The 595-nt window shown below is 47.4% G+C and carries 2 tRNA genes and 1 rRNA gene; all 3 read right to left on the bottom strand.

The features are described from left to right. Positions 1 to 187: 187 nt before the first annotated feature. Positions 188 to 263: transfer RNA gene (locus OOJ59_RS27925), tRNA-Ala, on the bottom strand. A 106-nt stretch (positions 264 to 369) separates the two neighbouring features. Continuing rightward, a tRNA-Ile gene (locus OOJ59_RS27930) sits at positions 370 to 446 on the bottom strand. A gap of 71 nt (positions 447 to 517) precedes the next feature. Next, positions 518 to 595 (bottom strand): 16S ribosomal RNA (locus OOJ59_RS27935); the annotation flags it as partial.

A 595-nucleotide genomic window follows, 5' to 3' on the forward strand; every position in this document is an offset into this window, starting at 1 on the left:
GATGTTTCACTTCTGATTGCGAAAATTTGAGAGACTCGAACACACCGCTTTTCATTTCTTGTTTACGGAGAAATGAAACAGTGTGTCGTTTCAATTTTCAGCTTGATCCAGATTTTTAAAGAGCAAAACTTCGCAGTGAACCTTTTCAGGTACACTCTGAAGTTTTCTTGGGTTGTTGCAGTAAAGATGGTGGAGCTATGCGGGATCGAACCGCAGACCTCCTGCGTGCAAAGCAGGCGCTCTCCCAGCTGAGCTATAGCCCCATCGACGTCAAATCTCATTACCGTAATTCGGTTCCGGGCAAGGCGTGGAATGACGAAGCATACTTCAGTATGCGAGTTATTTCACAACGCAGCACGGGAGCGAATTTGGTAGGCCTGAGTGGACTTGAACCACCGACCTCACCCTTATCAGGGGTGCGCTCTAACCACCTGAGCTACAAGCCTGCAGAGATTTTCTTACTGCTAATTTTCATCAGACAATCTGTGTGAGCACTGCAAAGGTCGGTTCTTTAAGGTAAGGAGGTGATCCAACCGCAGGTTCCCCTACGGTTACCTTGTTACGACTTCACCCCAGTCATGAATCACAAAGTGGT

The organism is Citrobacter sp. W9, from assembly GCF_026719375.1.
Classification (GTDB): domain Bacteria; phylum Pseudomonadota; class Gammaproteobacteria; order Enterobacterales; family Enterobacteriaceae; genus Citrobacter; species Citrobacter werkmanii.